Genomic DNA, 16,688 nt, shown 5'->3' with positions numbered 1-16,688 from the left:
CACTCCCTGTTATAACTGGTTTTCTCTTTTATTGCTGATATTTCGGTAATAAACCGGATTCTGCCGGTGTTATTTTAATCTATCAGGTGTTATTTTTGGTCTATCGGCGTTATTTTGATTCTATCGGTTTTATTTCACTTTCTATCAACTTTTGCCAAAAATAAAAAATAGGACGTCCAAATCTTCATTCAGACATCCTTCGTTGTATTAGTTTAGTAATTCTTTTATCTTTTGTATAGTATTCCCATTTATCGGCTCGCTAAACTTCCCATTTATCCTTACTGCCGATCCAAAATGGTATTCTGTCGCATGTAGCTGTTCGTGGAGTTCCACAATGTTGTTATGAGATAATCCTGAACCAGGCATAATGACGGGTGATGATTTCTGACTAGCTAACTCAATCATTGATGCAAGGTTCTCAACTCCAGCTAAAGCTGTTGCTTCTCCTCCTGATGTTAAAATTGTTTGTATGGAGTCACTGTAATGTTGAAGTGTCTTATACGCTTCCAAGATATCCCTTGCCTCATCAATTGCCCGGTGGAAGGTAATTTTCATGCCATTAGCAGATTCAATCACCTTTTCAAGGAAGCTTACATCGATTTCTCTGTCTTCCGTTAAAGATCCAAAAACAATCCCTGCCGCACCAAGCTTTTTTATCATTTTAACATCTTCTAAAATTACTCGCTTATCATACTCCGAATACGTAAACGAATAACCATGTGGACGGACCATTACATGAACAGGTATAGAGACATTCTGAACTACTTCTTTGATTACACCATATGAAGGTGTTAAGCCCCCTTCTGTCATGGCCGTTACGAGTTCTAGACGATTTGCTCCATTTTTCTCTGCTAGTTTTGCATCTTCAACATTTTGTACGATAATTTCAATTAACACATCAATTCCTACTTTCTTTACTTGCGTAATGTAAACATCCTGTACATATAATAGCCAATTGTCCCGAAAATAGACAATAAAAACCCAATCATATACCAAATCCCCATGCCTTCTAATCCTTGAGCAATTTGTATCATTTCCCATGCCCCTAGAGACATAAAGAAGGTCATAAAAAAGTTTATGGTAATCATCATTTCCCGGGAAGCTCGATACAAACGCTCCGCATTATCCTTTGTAACGGTTACCGGATAATTTAAAACATGAGGAAATTTGCTTAGGATATACAATGTCTTAAACAAGAATGTTGCAATGATTGGGAGGAGAAGGACACTTGCTTTACCACCCCAATTATCAGGCTCTCCTGCGAAATTAAAATGGGTCGGAACTCTATCAGGTATTTCACTCCAGTTCACAATAATGAAAATGTATATTCCAAGTAAGCATAGAACCGACAGCACTTCCAATATTTTTTCAGATAAGGATTTTGGTATCTTTAACACCGGCCTTGAGTTATTTACCATAAATGACCACTCCCTTTCATACTTTTTATACGAAAAGAGAGAGGCAATGGTTTCAGTTTAAGATAAAAAGACAGCCCAGACAGCCCGTTTCTCTTCCCCCAGTTTTGTTTTAGACAGGGAATTTTGATAAAAAGTCTAGTTTGAACATCGTTTATGTTTATCGTAGAAGAAGATATGACTTAATCTTGGCTTATGATTGGACTTTTGGATGAAGTTGGAAAATGCCATATCTTATACACCTCGTATGATTCGTAATCTTGAGAAATATGAAAAAAGGAAACATAATAACAAAACCCAATATCCAGTTTTTAAAATACTCAATTTTCTTATTTCGTTGGCCAAATCATTTCTGTTACACTAGTAAAGAACCATCTTACTTTTATGCTAGAATTACTAGCACTAGACAAAGGAGAATACATATGTCTAACTTCGAATTATTATTAGAAAAATATGCTGACTTAGCTGTTCGGGTCGGTGTGAATGTTCAAACGGGACAGAATTTACTTATTAATGCACCTATTTCAGCTGCTGCTTATGTTCGAAAGGTTGTGAAAAAAGCCTATGAGGCTGGTGCGAGAAATGTTTATGTGGAATGGAATGATGATGAAATTACACGTACTCGTTTTGACCTTGCACCTGATGAAGCTTTTCTCGATTATCCAATGTGGAAAGCAAAGGGAATGGAAGATCTTGCTGAAAATGGGGCAGCCTTTTTATCCATTATCTCCTCTAATCCTGATCTACTAAAGGGTGTGGATCCTGAGCGCATTGCAAATGCAAACAAAACGGCAGGAAAGGCAATGGAAAAGTATCGTAGTTATGCTCAATCTGATAAAGTCAGTTGGTCAGTTATAGCTGTTCCATCAGAAAGTTGGGCTGAAAAAGTATTCCCTACTCTTTCTTCAGAAGAACAAGTTGAAAAGTTATGGGATGCGATTTTCCAAGCGACCCGAGTTAACGTAGTAGATCCTGTTCAAGCATGGAAGGAACATAATGCTACCCTCCATGAGAAGGTTGAATACTTGAATCAGAAAAAATATAGTAAATTACATTATAAAGCACCTGGTACTGATTTAGTTGTAGAATTACCTGAAGGTCACGTATGGATTGGTGGCGGTGGAAAAAATGAAAGAAATATAGAGTTTGTTGCAAATATGCCAACGGAGGAAGTGTTCACCGTACCTGCAAAAGAAGGTGTCAATGGCTATGTATCTAGTACAAAACCTCTTAATTACGGAGGAAGCCTAATTGAAAACTTTACACTAACGTTTGAAAATGGACGAATCGTTGACGTAAAGGCTGAAACTGGTAAAGATACATTAAAAAGACTTGTAGAAACAGACGAGGGTAGCCATTATTTAGGTGAGGTCGCACTTGTTCCTCACAGCTCTCCAATCTCACAATCAAATATTATTTTTTACAATACGCTATTTGATGAAAATGCATCCAACCATTTTGCAATCGGAAATGCATATGCCTTCTGTATCGAAGGTGGAAAAACAATGTCTCGTGAAGAGCTTGTTGAAAAAGGTGCTAACTCCAGCATCACCCATGTTGACTTCATGGTAGGCTCAGCTGAAATGGACATTGATGGGATTACAGAAGACGGTACGACCGAACCCGTTTTCCGGAATGGTAATTGGGCGTTGTAGGAAGAACAAAAAAACCAAGAGAGCATTTCTTGGTTTTTCATTTTTATTCTCCAGTTTCAGCAAATCGTTTAATTCTTTCGCCGATTTGGTCTCGAACACGCTGGAACACAGCCCATTTTTCTTCATCTGTTCCTTGTGCTTTTGCAGGGTCATCGAATCCCCAATGATCTCGTTTTACATGTGGTGGTGTCATCGGACACTTGTCAGCCGCATCTCCACATAAAGTCACTACAAAATCAGCGCTGTTTAGGATATCAGTGTCAATAATATCTGAAGTTTGGTTAGAAATATCAATGTTAACTTCATTCATCGCTTTTACAGCATTTGGGTTTAGTCCATGTGCTTCAATCCCCGCGCTTAGTACGTTCCATTCATCACCTAGATACTTTTTCCCCCATCCTTCTGCCATTTGACTTCTGCATGAATTACCTGTACATAAAAAATAAATTGTTTTTTTAGACATAAATGAATCTCCTTTTAGTCTTTTAGATAATTAGTAACCAAATATATAAACCAACTAACGTAATGAACAATGTTGGGATGGTTAGGATGATACCTGTTTTAAAGTATGTTCCCCATGAAATCTTTACTCCTTTTTGCGAAAGCACATGCAACCATAATAGTGTTGCAAGGGAACCAATTGGTGTAATTTTTGGACCCAGGTCAGAACCAATCACATTCGCATAAATAAGCGCTTCTCTAATAACACCACTTGTATTTGTATCTGCAATTGCAAGTGCATCAATCATAACAGTCGGCATGTTGTTCATAACAGATGACAAGATAGCTGCAATGAATCCCATTCCAATTGTTGCAACGAATAATCCTTGGTCTGCTGTTACTTGAATCAAGTCTGATAGTATATCTGTTAATCCTTCATTACGTAAGCCATATACTACTACATACATTCCGATTGAAAAAAATACGATATTCCAAGGTGCACCTTTTATCACGGAACGCGTATTTACTACTGAACTTCTTCTTGCCATTAGTAAAAAGAAAATCGCAACAATACCTGCAACAATGGATACAGGAATATTAGTAAATTCACTTCCAAAGTATCCAATAAGTAGTATTCCTAGTACAATCCAGGATAATCGAAACATTTTCACATCGCGAATCGCATCTACTGGCTTTTTTAATTGAGTCATATCATAATTCTTTGGAATGCTCTTACGGAAAAAGAGATATAACACTAAAATACTTGCACCAAGTGAAAAGAAGTTTGGAATTATCATCCTTGATGCAAACTCGGCAAAACCAATACCAAAAAAGTCTGCTGACACAATGTTAACTAAGTTACTTACTACTAGTGGTAGAGACGTCGTATCTGCAATAAATCCACTTGCCATAATAAATGGAAATACCATTTTTTCGTTAAAGTTTAAGTTTCGAACCATTGCAAGAACGATTGGAGTTAGAATTAATGCTGCCCCGTCATTGGCAAAGAAAGCTGCAACTAATGCTCCTAAAATGGATACATACACAAACATCCGAACTCCGTTACCCTTTGCTGCTCGTGCCATATGAAGGGCAGACCATTCAAAAAATCCAATTTCATCTAGTATTAAAGAAATAATAATAATGGCAATAAATGCTAAAGTCGCATTCCACACAATCGCTGTCACATCAACCACATCGTTAAAATCAACAACTCCTGCGAGTAAAGCGAGTATCGCTCCCCCAAATGCCGACCAACCAATTGATAATCCTTTAGGCTGCCAAATAACCAAAACAAGTGTTAGTAAGAAAATTCCTGATGCTACTAGTACTGATGTCAATGTAAAACCCCCATTAATTACCTGTTCAAAAGGAGGATGAAAAGGCCACGTCGACAAGAACGCCACTTCCTGTAGCATGTAAGCAATGTCGACACTAGCACGTCTTGTGCGTCGAAAGTTTAAAGATGCGAATCTTGAAAGAACCGGATAAGCATGCCAACGTACTTTCACAGGATGTGGTGACTTCGACGTTCGACATAGGACGTGTCGGTATTTAGTCGAAGCTCAACTATATTGTGTCATTTTTCACCAAACTGTTTGAACATCATTTATTAATTACATGAGATACGTAATCCCTGTACTTCTAACTCTTCTAGCCTAAAATCCTGACTAGGCAGATGCTCTAGCAGGTCTTGTACAAATGGATAATACTCGCTTTCTTTATTCAGTGAGTAAATAATCCACTGTCCTCTTCGTGTTTCCCGAACGATTCCAGCGTCCTTTAGTTTACGAATATGCTGACTAATTCCTGGTTGACTTGTCTTAAATATTTCGACAAATTCACATACACAACAATCATGATTGTCCAAAATCTTAACCATTGTTAAACGCGTTTTATCTCCTAGCAGTTTTAGAACAGTTGCTGCTTTCTCTACTTCTAGGGTCGCTTTTTGCACAAAAGCACCTCCAAATCATCACTATATAATAATTCACTTATATAATACTTTGCTTATATATAATTTACAAGTATCAATTTCGCAAAGAAAAAGTAGGTTCCAGTAAGCATAGTTTGAAACCTACTTTATTCTTTATACAAGCTCTTTTCCTATAACAGATCCCTTTTCTTTTTCATCAACGCTAGTAGTCGATTGTCCAATTCCTGGTAGCACGAGTCATCCTTCGAAAGGATGGATAATCTGCCAATTAATACACTTATTTCATTTTCAATTAGAAGCTTTTCTTCCTCTACATTGGTTTCTATCATTTTCTGTTCTCTTTGCTGATATTCCTCAAGAGTCATTTCCACCCTCTTAATTTCGGTGTTTTCAAAAACAAGTAATTTGTCACACATTTTCTGTAGAAAGTAATAGTCATGAGATACGGTCAAAATCGTACCTCCAAAAGACTTCAACATATTTTCTAATGATTCCCGGCTTGCCAGATCGAGATGATTTGTTGGCTCATCTAAAAGTAATAAATCGATTTCTTCCAACAAGAGCTTAACTAGCTTTACCCTTGTTCGTTCCCCTAAACTAAGGCTTGCAATAGGCTGAGTCAGTTTATCTGCTGGAAAACCGATATTTGCAAGTAAAGTCCTCGCTTCACTGATTTCTTCTTTACTTGTAAGTCCTAGATAATCAAGTATCGTATTTGTATCTTCTAAGTCCGTCATATCCTGTGACAAATACCCAATTTTTAATGAGTTACTTTTCCAAATCTCCCCACTTGTTAGCTCCATTTTCCCCATAATAATTTGAAGTAAGGTAGTTTTACCACAGCCATTCTCACCAAATATCCCCACCCTTTCACCATGGGTAAGATAAAAATAGCTATTTTGGAAGAGGGTAGTTTGATTAAATTTTTTGCAGCCATTTTTCACTTCAACAATTCGTTTCCCACGTTTATTGGGTTGTTTAAAATAGAACTGGATCTCTTTCTCTTCTTTAGGTTTATCAACTTTATTTTTCTCTAGTTCTTTTTCAAGACGCTTCATTTTCGATTTAATTTGCTTATCCATTTTTTTAGCCTTCACACGGTAAAATTCTTTAAATCCGTCTTGTTTCGTTGATTGATTATGTGCCTGTTGCGACCAATTTTGTAGATTATTCATTTGGTTTTCAATTTTTTCTTTCCGTTTTTGCTGGATTTCGTGGTTGTGTTGTTGACTTAAGAAACGTCTCTCTTTTTCTTTTAGATAGTTTGAATAATTACCAGGATAAAGTGAAGACACTCCGTCCTCAATTTCAATAATTTGTTGTACTGTTTTATCTAAAAAATACCGATCATGTGAAATTACTATAATAGTTCCTGGGAAAGCTTCCATTTCCTTAATCAGCCATTCTACACCCTTTAAATCAAGATGATTGGTCGGCTCATCTAACAGTAACAAGTCAGGCATAGTAGCCCATACTTTTGCTAGTGTTAACTTTGTTCTTTCCCCTCCACTCAGATGGTTTCCTCGCTCTATATCCCATGTATGGACCTTCGACAATCCAAGCTGACTAGTTTTTTTCAGATTGTCTCCAGACATAGAAGTTTCTTGCAACTCCTGTGAGGAAAGCTCGGCTGCCTGCTTAACATACCCAATCGAAATTGTTCCAGCGGGCATTTCAATAGCCCCTTGGTCCATCTCTATCTTCCCAGTAAGAATATTTGCAAGTGTTGTTTTACCTGCCCCGTTATTTCCGACAATTCCAATTCGATCACCTTTTTGAACATTTAACTCGATATCCTTCAGAATTTCTTTTTCTCCATAACTCTTCTTTATCCCGCTAATTTTTAATAATGACATAAAAAAACCTCCCTAGAATGTATCTAGAGAGGTTGTATGTTTCCAGCACAAATAAACGTATGAATGTACATAACACACATACAAATGGAGTTGGAAAAGGGCATACGAATCCTATTCTCTAGATACACATTTTTCATATGTTGATGTTCAAATAAACATGTGGAGGCTTGACTAAATCGACACAGAATGTTTCGAGTGTCAACTGCGCTCCTTCATGATGAACACACATTTTATTGAAAAATCGGTCTGAAAATAAGATTAGTTATCCATTGCCCCTATACCATTCCTTTCGACTTAATTAGCTTTAGTATATGTGTATTCTTAGACCAATGTCAATCTCATCTGACTCTTATTTGATTCTTACCGTAATCCTTTGCTTCGTATAATGCCTTATCGGCTCGGTTAAGCAAAAGATGAATCGCCTCATTGTTCCTTAATTCTGTAACGCCAAAGCTAGACGTAACAATTCCTACCTTTTCTACCGTTGTTTGCTCTAACAACAACCGAATACCCTCGGCTATCTCTGATGCTTCTGAAACAGACATATTTGGGAGAATGATAAGGAACTCTTCACCGCCCCACCTACCAAGCAAACCTTTATCAGCTAGGAAGGACTTAACACACTCAGAAATTTTTATCAATACAGCATCCCCGATATCATGTCCGTATCTGTCATTAATTTTTTTAAAATCGTCCACATCAAATAGAATAACAGATAGCTTATCTTTCTTCTTTAGTTCGATAAGGAGGAGGTTGTGCATGTACCTTCTATTCGGTAGCTCCGTTAAAAAGTCCGTATTGGATGACTTTTTCAACGCATTCGCATCTAACAAAGCTTCTTTTAGCCTTTGTAGAAAGTATAGGGCAATGACATACACGATATTTGAAAAATGGAACTGAACAATTGGGCTTACACTTAGCCGGTCAAAATCATGTGAAACGACATAATCTATCGCTATTAGCAAGGTTGAAATTAAAAATAATAACGATACAGTTAGAGCTCTTTTACCATTAAAGGTGAAAAAATTAAAAATAAATAACAAAGGAATCCAATCAAAAAATTCTCCAAACGTATTTAATCCGTTAACACCAAACTCGTAATGAATCGTAACATAAAATTTACCTAAAAATAGAATACTTCCGAAAACAAAGGTTACATATTCAATATATCGAAAATGACGCGAACTGAGTTTGAAAATAAGAAAGTTCATAAGTAATAGCCAAGCCATAATGGTCGGCAAGGCATACCTGTTATAAATACTTTCAAACTCATTTATATAATCTAGAAAAATGCCAAAAAGAGAAGCAATGATTAGCACAGGGATCATGAATTTATATGTTTTTATTTTTAAATCTGCAAATGAATAATCTTCTGTATTGAATCGTTTCAAAGGTGTTCCTCTTCCCTGTTAGCAAATATTCGTTATAATAGTGGTATCACTAATTATAAAAGATATACACTCTATAAGAAAGACAGAACGAGGAGTCAGAATGAAAAAAGTTGAAGTTTTTATTTTATCTGGATTTTTAGGAAGTGGAAAGACCACTTTATTACAAAACATACTTACGCAAGAAAGAGATTTAGAACGCAAAGTAGCAGTCGTAATGAATGAGTTGGGCAAGGTTTCAATTGATTCTAATGCTGTATCTGAGAATACTCCTCTAAAAGAGTTGTTAAATGGCTGTGTGTGCTGTACGATACAAGGTCAGCTTGAGGTTCACCTGCAGGGGCTATTGCAGGATTATGACCTTGATGCAATCTACATTGAAACAACTGGTGTGGCACATCCGATTGAGGTCTTGGATGCATGCATGTCGCCGCTATTTGCTAATCAATTAGTCGTACAATCCATCGTTACACTTATCGATGCGCAGCGTTGGAAGGAACGAGATGCTCTCAGCGCTCAATTGCAAATGTTATTAAGAGAACAAGTTCACCATGCTGATGTACTGTTACTAAATAAAGTAGACCATTTAACAGAACAGGAACAGAGCCAAATCATTTACGAAATACAATCGATAAACAGTGATGCAAAATGCATGTTAACAAAATATGCTGCAGTGAAGCTTGACAATCTGCGGACTCTCAAAAAAGCTGAACGAAAGCCACACGAACGTGCACATGTGGAACTTGATTTAAAGCTCAAAACATATGTACATACTTTTTCATACCCAATTGATATTGATTTGTTCGAGAATTGGCTTCGAAATATGCCTGACACCATTTATCGGATAAAGGGTTATATGAAATTTACCCATTCTACAAACACGTATTTATTCCAATACTCTTATGGAACACCGATTTATTTAAAAGAGCTGATGAATTACAAGCCTACATTGGTATTTATCGGTGAAAAGCTTAGTCCACAATGGATGAAAACTGAAATGGAGAAAATGGAGGAAGCTAGCATAGAGGAAAAATAAAGCTTGGTGGTTATTGCTTATTTTCAAGGCTATATGCCAATATCGAAATTTTTTGTGCCAAATTCTCTAAAAATTGGTAATTTATGTGCCTAATCCCAAAGGTTATGGTCCAAAGTCGACTCGCATGGTTTGAATTTCCACCTTTAAAAGTGAATGCTTTATGCTACTGGTGGAAACTTAGATAATGAGTAATCGTTTGGTTACTCAAAAACTTGTCGGGAGTGATGTATCATGGCAAGAAACAAACTATTGGTTCCAGGTAGCGAAAATGCTCTAGATCAAATGAAACAAGAGATCGCCAATGAGTTTGGAGTTCAGCTAGGTGCAGATACGACCGCACGCGCTAACGGTTCCGTTGGGGGCGAGATGACAAAACGCCTCATTCGTATGGCGGAACAACAGCTCGGAAATGGTTCGCAGCGATAACCTTTCCTTTAGGAGGTCCTACCAACAGGGCCTCCTTCTTTTATGAACATAATAAAAACCGCCACTTTTTCTATAAGTGAGCGGTCTTTTCTACATATATCGTTTCATCCGTAATCAGGAGAGCTGTAGTTCCTTTTGCCTCAATCGTTTTTACCCCATAAAAAATCATACCAACAACAACTAGTGCAAACAACAATACAATAATACAATTTTTAACTAATGCCATCCTTTACCACCCTACCATTTTATCCATTACGACGGACGTTCATTTTACCAACAAAACTATTCTATTCGGGAAGAATCAATATATTCATAAATATGATAAATTGATTAAAATATCTTGGTTTTCCTCACTTTCGGCGTTTGTGGGACATATAGTGTACTAAAGGAGGGGAAACCATATGGATAAATTTGTCTTCTTATTTTTAGCATGCATTTTAGCAGGTTTCGCATTGATTCGAGTAACAGCGTATGACACCGTTTTAACGAGCCTGCACACAGTATTTACTCTGGTCGGGGTTATCTCGATTATTGTATTTTCGTTTGTCCTTATTTTCAAGGGGATATTAGCCTTGCTGGGTAAATAATAAGCCATCTTTTCATTTATTTAGGGAGATTGTACCTTTCACTTCTAGAAATGAGACATATGCTAGTACTACCTCGTAAACAAGGGTAGGTGAAAAAGCATATGGCTATTTTTTTAGGCCCTATCGAAATTAACAGCAATGAAGGAGTTATCATTACAGGTAATTCATTTAATGTCTCTCCTACATCAACCAATAAAACATATTCAGGTTCAGGTTCATTCAATACAGGTATTTATATAACCAACAATAATCTTATAAGTTCGTCCAATACAAATGATAATGATGCAAGTGATTCAAACTTAGCCGAAGGAATCTAAAAACCGTCTCCCATGTGGAAGACGGCTTTTTTTATTATGCATACATTGCTTCAATTTGCTTTTGTAGTTCTGTATCTTCAAGATATTCATCATATGTCATTTGCTTATCGATAAGACCATTAGGTGTAATTTCGATAATGCGGTTTGCAATTGATTCAATAAATTGATGGTCATGGGATGTAAAAAGGATAGATCCTTTGAATGCGATTAACCCATTGTTTAATGCTGTAATTGATTCAAGGTCTAAATGGTTGGTTGGATCATCAAGTACCAGCACATTCGAACCACTCAACATCATTTTTGATAGCATACAACGTACTTTCTCTCCACCCGATAGCACGCTTGGCTTCTTCAGAACTTCTTCTCCAGAGAAGAGCATTCTTCCCAAAAACCCTCGAAGGAAGCTTTCACTTTGATCATTCGGTGAAAACTGACGGAGCCAGTCAACTAGCGTAGGCTCATTTCCATCAAAATACTTTGAATTATCCTTAGGGAAATAAGCTTGTGAAGTTGTCACTCCCCACTTGTACGTTCCACTATCGGCTTCCATTTCGCCCATTAAGATTTTAAATAAAGTTGTAATTGCTAGTTCACTTTTACCTACAAACGCAAGCTTATCTTCCTTGTTCATAATAAAGCTTACATTATCAAGCACTTTAACGCCGTCAATGGTTTTGCTTATCCCATCTACACGTAGTAGATCGTTCCCAATCTCACGCTCTGGTGTGAAACCAACGAACGGATAACGACGAGAAGATGGTTTGATATCATCAAGTGAGATTTTTTCCAATAGTTTTTTACGAGATGTTGCTTGTTTTGATTTTGATGCATTCGCACTAAATCGAGCAATAAAGTTTTGTAGTTCTTTAATTTTTTCCTCTTTTTTGCGATTCACGTCTTGCGCCATTTTTGATGCAAGTTGGCTTGATTCATACCAAAAGTCATAATTCCCAACATAGATTTGGATTTTTCCGTAATCTAGGTCTGCCATGTGAGTACATACTTTATTTAAAAAGTGACGGTCATGGGATACAACAATTACCGTATTTTCAAAGTTGATTAAGAATTCCTCTAACCATTGAATTGCTTTTAAGTCCAAGTGGTTGGTAGGCTCATCTAGTAATAGTACATCTGGTTTACCAAAAAGAGCTTGTGCTAGTAATACTTTTACCTTTTCAGAACCTGTAATATCAGCCATTTTCTTCGTATGAAGGTCTTCTGAAATTCCTAACCCTTTTAAAAGGATGGCCGCTTCAGATTCTGCTTCCCAACCGTTTAATTCGGCAAATTCACCTTCAAGTTCAGCAGCTCTCATGCCGTCCTCATCAGAAAAATCAGCCTTCATATAGATTGCGTCCTTTTCCTGCATCACTTCGTAAAGACGAGCATGTCCCATAATTACGACTTTTAGAACCTCATGCTCTTCATATTCAAAATGGTTTTGCTTTAAGATGGCTAGACGCTCACCTGGTGTCATATGAACATTACCAGTTTGGGGCTCAATTTCTCCTGAAAGAATCTTTAAGAACGTTGATTTCCCCGCACCATTTGCTCCAATGAGTCCGTAGCAGTTTCCCGGTGTAAACTTTATATTAACATCTTCAAAAAGTTTGCGGTCACCGTAACGCAAACCTACATTTGTAACTGTAATCATCTATTGTAAATCCTCCATTTCATGTCATTGCTACTGATTATACCATTTTCATAGAAACTTCTCTACTTTTCGAGTAATAAGGGTATTTATAACAAATAAAAATGGCCCTTCTTACAGATTCCTGTAAAAAGAGCCAATTAGCCAAAAAAGATTTTCTTTATCAAATCCTGACTGCATTTCCCAGCATTACATCGCATCATTCTTCTTCGTATTCTCCTGTTCTTTGTTTTGTTCGGATGGTATCACAACTTGTTTAATAGATTCATCCTGTCTTACGATCTCAAATCTTTGCATGATCTTTTCTCCCCCATAACCTGCTAAAATTGAGAGGAACACAACACGAGAAATCGATTCTGCTTCACTCGAAACTACGACTAAAACCGCGGCTACTGTTCCGATAATCATTTCCTCAAAGAAGCCAAGATAGATAAAGCGTTTCGTAATACGAGGCTTCTCAATCTTCCCCTGTTTTTTAGCATGTCCCAACAACCCCATACAACCACCAATGATGACTGCTAGCACGAGATGTAGTAACATGTTTTCACCCCCTAGGTCCATTTTTTGTAATGCTTGACCTTAGGCAACAAACAGAAGCTTCCTTATTCCCATTATATGCTAAATGAGGATAAGAAAGCTTGGGTATATTTTCCGAAAATTGTAAATATTTAACTGATTCTAACGTCCTATTTCTTTCTTAATTATCTATCCGACCACTTGTCATCACTTTGATAAAGTCCTCTATGAATTTTTCATAATTAAATCGCAATCCAATTCGGTCTAGTGTTTCAGGTGGTTGTTCTTCAGGATTTGGACGAAAATCAGCAATACTCCTTCCCTTCGAAAACCCGTGCGTTTCTACATTTACTTTGCGGCGGGCATACTGAACAATAGATGGATTTACAATCGCGCTTAATGCAACAACATCGTGTAGAGGAGTGCCTTGAATGCCAGGAACATTTTTCTTATAGGCTTCGAAGTAATAGTCGAAAATTGGCTTAATAAGATTTCGATAAGGATTCTCTTCCCCCTGTTGTACAATCTGATCAACCATTTCAGACGTTAAAATGGCATCACTTGTAATGTTTAGAGGAAAAATAGATAGGTTCTTCGCATGTTCTACTATATAATTTGATGCAATGGGGTCACCATAAAAATTAGCCTCTGCTTCTGATGTAACATTACCTGGAACGAGAAATGCTCCCCCCATTACGTAGTACCCTTTTACTTTATTCATAACATCACCACCAAGGATAAACGCAAGCGCAAGTGAAGTAGATCTCCCCACATCGACAATATATAGTTCATTCTCGTGCTGCTCAATAATCGTAAAGATCTCGTCAAAGTTTAATAACTCTGCCGTAGGAAGTGTATCGGGTGGTTGAATCGGCCCAAGCCCTTCCTCCCCATGAATTTCCGGATAAAAAGGAGTCGCTTCCCCAGACATTGGCCCCTTTGCACCGCCAATAATCGGGATATTTGTTTTACCTGCCAAAGATAGTAAATAGGCAACATTTTGAATCGCTTGCTCCTGTTCCACATTCCCATAGCTAGGAACAATTCCCACAATCTCTATTTGGGGATTAAGCAGACCATACATAATGGCAAGTGAATCATCAATTCCTGGATCTCCAAAAAACAACACCTTCTTTACCATAAACTAGTAGTCTCCTTCCGTTTTTTATGCATAATACTCACTATATGTACAATAGCCCCAAAAAAACCCATTTCAACCTGAGTCGAAATGAGTATTTTTAAGAAATCTTATTTTGCAAATCTATGGTTACCAATTATAGTAGTGACTTCTCTTGACATCATGAATTGGTTATTTGATTTTTCTGGATTGAAGAAATATACAGATCCTTTCCCTTGTCCACGGAATGTTAGAGCTTCTTCTACTGCACGTTTTGACTCGGCATCTGCCGGTTCATTGATTTGACCATCCTGAATAGGGCTGAATGCATAGTTTCCACCTTCTGGACGCTCATAAATGACTTCCTTAATTGTATTTGGGAAATCAGCTGAATCTACTCGGTTTAACACAACTGTTGCTACAGCAACTTTTCCTGCATAAGGTTCACCCTTTGCTTCTGCATGTACAAGTTTTGCAAGCAAGTCTTTATCAGAAGCCGAAATTGAATCTGGAATGACAAGCTCTTCTCCTGGATAAATGAAATCACTTGTTCTTTGATTCGCATCTTTTAGTGATAATACAGAAACACCATACTTCATACCGAGATTCCAGAACGTATCACCTGACTTAACTGTATGTGTGGCTGCCGATGCACTAACACTGGATGCAAATAATGATAGTGATAATGCTGTTGCAAATGCAAGTTTCTTAAACTTTTTCATATTTTATTTCCTCCTAGTATTCGTTTTGGCTCTACTAGAAGGTTACCAGCTGTAATATTTCGTTTCATTGTCCAATAAATGGTAGGTTGCTAGACTACCTGATACACTTTCACTTATAAATCAATTGGAAAACATATCCTTAGTAAAAAATCCACCTAAATAGTGGTTTAGGTGGAAGATTCCGGTTTGTATTTTACAAATATCTCATGTGTGTATAAAGTGTTTAGCTTATTTTACTGTTATTTCATAATCAATTTAATGAGTTTCAATCCATGCTTCATGGTTGGGTAACGGAAAGGAAGATCAAACCTGGTGGTTTGTTTCATGATTCCCTTCTCGTGAGAAAAGATATCAAAGCTTCCTTTCCCATGATATGCTCCAATGCCACTCTCACCAACACCGCCAAAAGGTAGATGTGGCGATGTAAAATGATATACTGTATCGTTGACACAGCCACCACCAAATGAGATGGACTCAAGTACTTTGTTTTGGACCCGCTCAATTTCGGAAAAGATATAAAGAGCCAGCGGTTTAGGACGTCTATTTACTTCCTCAATAATCTCTAACAGGTCGTCATAACCTATTATCGGTAAAATAGGACCAAATATTTCGTCCTCCATAATGGGGTCTCTCCACGTTATATCCGAAAGAATAGTTGGCGCAATGATTCGTTTGTCTGCATCATATTTGCCACCATGATAAATCGAACCGCTGTTAGTAAGAAAAGCGGTTAACCGTTTAAAGTGATTGTCACTAACGATTTTCGTGAAACGGCTATCTTCACGTAAGACATCGCCGTACAGGTCATCGATTGCATTCTTTAATAGCTGTAGGAACTCATCCTTTACGTCATTATGAATATAAAGATAATCAGGCGCGACACATGTTTGACCTGCATTCGTATATTTACCCCATGCGATTCTCTTTGCTGCGTAGCGGAGATTTGCATCCTTATGGATAATACAAGGGCTTTTCCCGCCTAATTCTAGTGTGACAGGAGTTAGGTTCTTTGCAGCTGCCTCCATAATAATTTTCCCTACAGATACACTGCCTGTAAAAAAGATGTAATCCGATTTTTCATTTAATAGGGCTGTACTCGTTTCGACACCACCTTCAACAACCGCAATATATTCCTGCGGAAAGGCTTTACTTATGAGGTTAGCTAGCAGCTTTGAGGTTACAGGTGTAAGTTCGGAAGGCTTTAAAATAGCGCAATCCCCAGCCGCAATTGCCCCGATTAATGGTGCAAAGGCAAGTTGGAACGGATAATTCCATGGTGAGATAATGAGTGCTACTCCATACGGTTCTGGATAGATATAGCTTTTTGTACCAAATCCTGACAGAGTTGCTTTCACCTTCCTTGGTTTTGCCCATTTCTCAATATGCTTTATTGTAAATCGAAGCTCTTCCAATACAAATCCAATTTCGGTTGTATATGCCTCGAACTCTGACTTATTTAGGTCGATTTGTAGTGCTTTCATGATTTGTTTTTCATTCATTTTAATGATATTTCGAATTTCTTTCAGCGTTTCGATTCGGAAGGCAATTTCTTTTGTTTTTCCAGTAGCAAAAAACTCTCTTTGTCTTTTTAGTAATTCACGATAGGTATTCATCTAATCCTCCCT

Annotated in this window: 18 protein-coding genes; 5 read left to right on the top strand and 13 right to left on the bottom strand. The window is 37.4% G+C overall.

The genetic code is table 11. The annotated features are described in order from the left end of the window. Positions 1-207 precede the first annotated feature (207 nt). Both ACWNMY_RS17920 and ACWNMY_RS17915 read right to left on the bottom strand, forming a co-directional pair. Positions 208-996 carry a copper homeostasis protein CutC gene (locus tag ACWNMY_RS17920; RefSeq protein ID WP_449539615.1) on the bottom strand — a complete coding sequence of 263 codons (789 nt, stop codon included), beginning with the start codon at positions 994-996 and terminating at the stop codon, positions 208-210. Then, positions 915-1,418: a DUF1648 domain-containing protein gene (locus ACWNMY_RS17915; RefSeq protein ID WP_449539614.1), complete on the bottom strand. Its 504-nt coding sequence runs from the start codon at positions 1,416-1,418 to the stop codon at positions 915-917. The genes ACWNMY_RS17920 and ACWNMY_RS17915 overlap by 82 nt, the downstream gene beginning before the upstream one ends. Before the next feature lie 419 nt (positions 1,419-1,837). Here ACWNMY_RS17915 and ACWNMY_RS17910 point away from each other — a divergent pair, with 419 nt between their 5' ends. Continuing rightward, positions 1,838-3,070 carry an aminopeptidase gene (locus ACWNMY_RS17910; protein ID WP_449539613.1) on the top strand — a complete coding sequence of 411 codons (1,233 nt, stop codon included), beginning with the start codon at positions 1,838-1,840 and terminating at the stop codon, positions 3,068-3,070. Positions 3,071-3,113: 43 nt separating this feature from the next. Here ACWNMY_RS17910 and arsC read toward each other — a convergent pair whose 3' ends face one another. The 5 genes from arsC to ACWNMY_RS17885 all read right to left on the bottom strand — a co-directional run bounded on the left by arsC (position 3,114) and on the right by ACWNMY_RS17885 (position 8,694). Continuing rightward, entirely contained in the window at positions 3,114-3,533 is a 420-nt protein-coding gene (arsC, locus tag ACWNMY_RS17905) for an arsenate reductase (thioredoxin) (RefSeq protein WP_449539612.1), read from the bottom strand. Between the two features lie 22 nt (positions 3,534-3,555). Continuing rightward, positions 3,556-4,851 carry an arsenic transporter gene (locus tag ACWNMY_RS17900; protein ID WP_449539611.1) on the bottom strand — a complete coding sequence of 432 codons (1,296 nt, stop codon included), beginning with the start codon at positions 4,849-4,851 and terminating at the stop codon, positions 3,556-3,558. Between the two features lie 272 nt (positions 4,852-5,123). Beyond that, positions 5,124-5,468, bottom strand: coding sequence for an ArsR/SmtB family transcription factor (locus tag ACWNMY_RS17895; protein WP_449539610.1), 345 nt, complete (start codon positions 5,466-5,468; stop codon positions 5,124-5,126). 149 nt (positions 5,469-5,617) lie between these two features. Further along, entirely contained in the window at positions 5,618-7,303 is a 1,686-nt protein-coding gene (gene abc-f, locus ACWNMY_RS17890) for a ribosomal protection-like ABC-F family protein (RefSeq protein ID WP_449539609.1), read from the bottom strand. 338 nt (positions 7,304-7,641) lie between these two features. Next, entirely contained in the window at positions 7,642-8,694 is a 1,053-nt protein-coding gene (locus tag ACWNMY_RS17885; RefSeq protein ID WP_449539608.1) for a GGDEF domain-containing protein, read from the bottom strand. Between the two features lie 100 nt (positions 8,695-8,794). Between ACWNMY_RS17885 and ACWNMY_RS17880 the strand changes: the two genes are divergently transcribed. Next, positions 8,795-9,727 carry a CobW family GTP-binding protein gene (locus tag ACWNMY_RS17880; protein WP_449539607.1) on the top strand — a complete coding sequence of 311 codons (933 nt, stop codon included), beginning with the start codon at positions 8,795-8,797 and terminating at the stop codon, positions 9,725-9,727. 231 nt (positions 9,728-9,958) lie between these two features. Next, positions 9,959-10,153: a small, acid-soluble spore protein, alpha/beta type gene (locus tag ACWNMY_RS17875; RefSeq protein ID WP_449539606.1), complete on the top strand. Its 195-nt coding sequence runs from the start codon at positions 9,959-9,961 to the stop codon at positions 10,151-10,153. A 70-nt stretch (positions 10,154-10,223) separates the two neighbouring features. Here ACWNMY_RS17875 and ACWNMY_RS17870 read toward each other — a convergent pair whose 3' ends face one another. Next, positions 10,224-10,379: a hypothetical protein gene (locus ACWNMY_RS17870; RefSeq protein ID WP_449539605.1), complete on the bottom strand. Its 156-nt coding sequence runs from the start codon at positions 10,377-10,379 to the stop codon at positions 10,224-10,226. 175 nt (positions 10,380-10,554) lie between these two features. On the opposite strand from ACWNMY_RS17870, the gene ACWNMY_RS17865 reads away from it, so the two are divergent. Together ACWNMY_RS17865 and ACWNMY_RS17860 are read left to right on the top strand one after the other, a co-directional pair. After that, complete coding sequence (locus ACWNMY_RS17865; protein WP_449539604.1) at positions 10,555-10,740, top strand: hypothetical protein; 186 nt, start codon at positions 10,555-10,557, stop codon at positions 10,738-10,740. A 101-nt stretch (positions 10,741-10,841) separates the two neighbouring features. After that, positions 10,842-11,057, top strand: a complete 216-nt coding sequence (locus ACWNMY_RS17860) for a spore germination protein (RefSeq protein ID WP_449539603.1) — start codon at positions 10,842-10,844, stop codon at positions 11,055-11,057. 34 nt (positions 11,058-11,091) lie between these two features. Here the strand turns inward: ACWNMY_RS17860 and ACWNMY_RS17855 are convergent, their stop codons facing one another. The 5 genes from ACWNMY_RS17855 to ACWNMY_RS17835 form a co-directional block, all read right to left on the bottom strand. Next, positions 11,092-12,711 carry an ABC-F family ATP-binding cassette domain-containing protein gene (locus ACWNMY_RS17855; RefSeq protein ID WP_449539602.1) on the bottom strand — a complete coding sequence of 540 codons (1,620 nt, stop codon included), beginning with the start codon at positions 12,709-12,711 and terminating at the stop codon, positions 11,092-11,094. A gap of 186 nt (positions 12,712-12,897) precedes the next feature. Then, positions 12,898-13,248: a DUF4257 domain-containing protein gene (locus ACWNMY_RS17850; RefSeq protein ID WP_449539601.1), complete on the bottom strand. Its 351-nt coding sequence runs from the start codon at positions 13,246-13,248 to the stop codon at positions 12,898-12,900. A 157-nt stretch (positions 13,249-13,405) separates the two neighbouring features. Beyond that, the gene (locus ACWNMY_RS17845) at positions 13,406-14,365 is read right to left on the bottom strand and encodes a nucleoside hydrolase (protein ID WP_449539600.1); all 960 of its coding nucleotides are present in this window, start codon (positions 14,363-14,365) and stop codon (positions 13,406-13,408) included. Between the two features lie 107 nt (positions 14,366-14,472). Further along, positions 14,473-15,063 (bottom strand): cell wall hydrolase, encoded by a 591-nt coding sequence (locus ACWNMY_RS17840; protein WP_449539599.1) that lies wholly within the window; start codon positions 15,061-15,063, stop codon positions 14,473-14,475. Between the two features lie 239 nt (positions 15,064-15,302). Beyond that, a complete protein-coding gene (locus ACWNMY_RS17835; RefSeq protein ID WP_449539598.1) occupies positions 15,303-16,676 on the bottom strand; it encodes an aldehyde dehydrogenase in 1,374 nt (457 codons plus the stop codon). Between the last annotated feature and the right edge of the window lie 12 nt (positions 16,677-16,688).

This window comes from Ferdinandcohnia sp. Marseille-Q9671 (assembly GCF_976954385.1).
This window is presented reverse-complemented; position numbering and strand designations above follow the sequence as displayed.

What these genes read in the sequence shown, in the direction of transcription:
- ACWNMY_RS17915 (WP_449539614.1), bottom strand. Translation starts at nt 1,418, where the DNA reads ATGGTAAATAACTCAAGGCCGGTGTTAAAGATACCAAAATCCTTATCT.
- ACWNMY_RS17910 (WP_449539613.1), top strand. Translation starts at nt 1,838, where the DNA reads ATGTCTAACTTCGAATTATTATTAGAAAAATATGCTGACTTAGCTGTT.
- arsC (WP_449539612.1), bottom strand. Translation starts at nt 3,533, where the DNA reads ATGTCTAAAAAAACAATTTATTTTTTATGTACAGGTAATTCATGCAGA.
- abc-f (WP_449539609.1), bottom strand. Translation starts at nt 7,303, where the DNA reads ATGTCATTATTAAAAATTAGCGGGATAAAGAAGAGTTATGGAGAAAAA.
- ACWNMY_RS17880 (WP_449539607.1), top strand. Translation starts at nt 8,795, where the DNA reads ATGAAAAAAGTTGAAGTTTTTATTTTATCTGGATTTTTAGGAAGTGGA.
- ACWNMY_RS17875 (WP_449539606.1), top strand. Translation starts at nt 9,959, where the DNA reads ATGGCAAGAAACAAACTATTGGTTCCAGGTAGCGAAAATGCTCTAGAT.
- ACWNMY_RS17870 (WP_449539605.1), bottom strand. Translation starts at nt 10,379, where the DNA reads ATGGCATTAGTTAAAAATTGTATTATTGTATTGTTGTTTGCACTAGTT.
- ACWNMY_RS17865 (WP_449539604.1), top strand. Translation starts at nt 10,555, where the DNA reads ATGGATAAATTTGTCTTCTTATTTTTAGCATGCATTTTAGCAGGTTTC.
- ACWNMY_RS17860 (WP_449539603.1), top strand. Translation starts at nt 10,842, where the DNA reads ATGGCTATTTTTTTAGGCCCTATCGAAATTAACAGCAATGAAGGAGTT.
- ACWNMY_RS17855 (WP_449539602.1), bottom strand. Translation starts at nt 12,711, where the DNA reads ATGATTACAGTTACAAATGTAGGTTTGCGTTACGGTGACCGCAAACTT.
- ACWNMY_RS17850 (WP_449539601.1), bottom strand. Translation starts at nt 13,248, where the DNA reads ATGTTACTACATCTCGTGCTAGCAGTCATCATTGGTGGTTGTATGGGG.
- ACWNMY_RS17845 (WP_449539600.1), bottom strand. Translation starts at nt 14,365, where the DNA reads ATGGTAAAGAAGGTGTTGTTTTTTGGAGATCCAGGAATTGATGATTCA.
- ACWNMY_RS17840 (WP_449539599.1), bottom strand. Translation starts at nt 15,063, where the DNA reads ATGAAAAAGTTTAAGAAACTTGCATTTGCAACAGCATTATCACTATCA.
- ACWNMY_RS17835 (WP_449539598.1), bottom strand. Translation starts at nt 16,676, where the DNA reads ATGAATACCTATCGTGAATTACTAAAAAGACAAAGAGAGTTTTTTGCT.